At 66.8% G+C, this 2,426-nt stretch carries 2 protein-coding genes; one reads left to right on the top strand and one right to left on the bottom strand.

Going from position 1 to position 2,426, the window contains the following annotated elements:
• Positions 1–64: 64 nt before the first annotated feature.
• Positions 65–739, top strand: a complete 675-nt coding sequence (locus AC08OX_RS14065; RefSeq protein ID WP_476608240.1) for an ABC transporter ATP-binding protein — start codon at positions 65–67, stop codon at positions 737–739.
• 124 nt (positions 740–863) lie between these two features.
• Here AC08OX_RS14065 and AC08OX_RS14060 read toward each other — a convergent pair whose 3' ends face one another.
• Positions 864–2,213 carry an ABC transporter substrate-binding protein gene (locus AC08OX_RS14060; RefSeq protein ID WP_476608239.1) on the bottom strand — a complete coding sequence of 450 codons (1,350 nt, stop codon included), beginning with the start codon at positions 2,211–2,213 and terminating at the stop codon, positions 864–866.
• Positions 2,214–2,426 lie beyond the last annotated feature (213 nt).

Raw genomic sequence — 2,426 nt, 5'->3', positions numbered from 1 at the left:
TGTACCTGGCCCAGGCTGCCCATCGCCACGATGAAACGGTCCTGAAGCAGCCGCAGGAGGCACGGTGACCACGGCGACGGCCGAACTCGAACTGACCGGGGCACGGGCCGGCTACGGGACCGTGGAGGTCCTGCACGGTCTGGACCTCGCCATCCCCGCCGGCAAGGTCACCGCCCTGCTCGGGGTCAACGGCGCGGGCAAGAGCACCACCCTACGGGTGCTGGCCGGGCTGATCCCACTGCGTTCAGGCAGTCTGACCTGGCGCGGCGAGGACATCACCAAGGTGTCCACCGTCGACCGGGCCCGCCGAGGACTGATGCTCGTGCCGGACGAACGGGCCGTCTTCGCCACCCTGTCGGTCCGGGACAATCTGCAGATCATCGCGGAGGCCAGCGGGCACCCCGACATCACCCCCGCACTGGAGTCGTTCCCCCGGCTGCGGGAACGGCTGACGCAGCGGGCCGGATCGATGTCGGGCGGTGAGCGGCGAATGCTGGCGCTCGCCCGCGCCCTGCTGGCCCGCCCCTCGGTCCTGATGGTCGACGAGCTGTCGCTCGGACTATCCCCGAAAGTCGCCGCGGACCTGTTCGGCTGGCTTGCGACGGTCACATCGTCGGGCACCACCGTCGTGCTCGCCGACCAGTACACCGAGCAGGCCCTGGCGATGGCGGACCTGGTCTACGTCCTGCACCGGGGCGAGCGGTCCTTCGCGGGCGGGCCGGGGGAATTCCGAGCGTAGGGCCGCGAAAGGCCCCGCTGAAAGGCCCCCCGATGTGAAAGGCCCCGGTCAAGGTTCCCTCCGTGGTGCCGTGGAGGGTTGCCCCGACCGGGGCCCGAGACCACGCAGGCGGTCCCGCGAGAGATCAGCCGGCCGGGTAGGGCAGATCCGGAACGGTGAAGCAGTTGGTGTTCATGTCCTTGACCTGGGTCACCCAGCCACCCTGGTTGCCGTTCGCCGAGTCCTGCCAACGGGCGACGTTGAGGCAGTTCTGCTCCTGCGACGGCGGTTCAGGCGACTTCTTGAAGTTCCGGCCGGTCGGGATGAGCAGGCCGTGACCGTCGTAGTCCTTGCCGCTGTTCATGTACGCCTCGACGCAGGCGCGGGTGACGTCGGCGCCGCAGGACCGGATCGCGTCGGTCAGCCACTGGGCCGAGGCGTAACCCTCGAGCATCCACAGGTTCATCTTGGCCACCCGATCGGGCGCGGCCGCCTGCAGATCCTTCTGGAACGTGGCGACCGCGGGAATCTGAGTGTCCGCATAGTTGGCGGTGCCGCCGGTGGAGTAGATCGTGTTCCGGCAGTTCGGGGAGGCGCTGTAGACTTGGCGGATGTTGTTGGCCCAGCCCTGCGGCGGGGTCACCTTCGCCGTGATCGGCAGTTTCTGGGACTCGATGGCGTTGCACAGCTGAGCGTTACCACCGTCGTCCATCGCGTCGAAGACGATCTGGACACCGCGCCGCTTGAGGTCGAGGACCGTTGCGTCCCAACTCGGGGCGCCGAGATTGATCTGCTCCTCGACGACCGTGTAGCCCTCCTTGCGCAGGCCGTCCGCGATCGACTTGGCGTACCGCTCCGACGGGGCGACGTTGTAGTACACAACCCCGGCGACGTTGGTCTTCAGATTCTGCTTGAACCAGCGGTAGATCTCGGTCCCCGCGTAGAGCGTGCCGTTGTAGCCGGGACGGCTGCCGGTGCGCGGATAATAGCTGCCGTAGATCGAGTACAGGTGCGGATACTGATCGTAGGCGGCGGACACGGGCTGGCCGCCGATATCCGGAACACCCTTGGAGTTGATGTACTGCGCACCCGTGTAGTCGAACGCCGTCACCCCGGCGAGCGCGAAGACCTTCTCGTCGTCGACGAGCTTGTGCGCGCAGTTCGCATTTCCGTCCCCGCTGCCCTTGTCGTCACACTCGACGAGGTTCACGGTGCGCCCGTTTACTCCGCCCGCGGCGTTGAGCGCCTTGAAATAGGCCCGCGCCCCGTACAGTGAGGCGGAGAACGTGTCCGGTCCGAAACCGCTGCTCAGGCCAGCGATTGTACCGATCTTGATCTCGGTCGGCGTGACGCCGATATCCGAAGCTGTGTTGTTCGACGCCCCGGCCGGTTTGTTGCCGGCCGAGGTCGTTCCGCTGCTACTGGCCCGGCTGCCGCAGGCGACGAGCGCCAGCGACGACAGCACAATGGCGGCGACGAGCGATCTCGCTCGCATGGACATGCTCTCCCCTGGTAGATCGGTGACGCTCGAAACGTTATTGCCGATCAACATCGTCGACGCTTCAGCCTGACGACAGCCGGTCCCGCTGCCGACTATGTACCGTTAGTTACATCAATGGTAGCTGTTCAGCTCGGGTGAGAGGCCCTGCGCTTGTGTTTGCGCAGGCCGGGGTGGCCGTCGGCGGGTATCGGGTGTGCTGTCCGCGGG

This window comes from Frankia sp. CoBUL1 (assembly GCF_978021245.1).
Note: the sequence above shows the minus strand (reverse complement) of the source record. Positions and strands in the feature narration are given on the sequence as shown.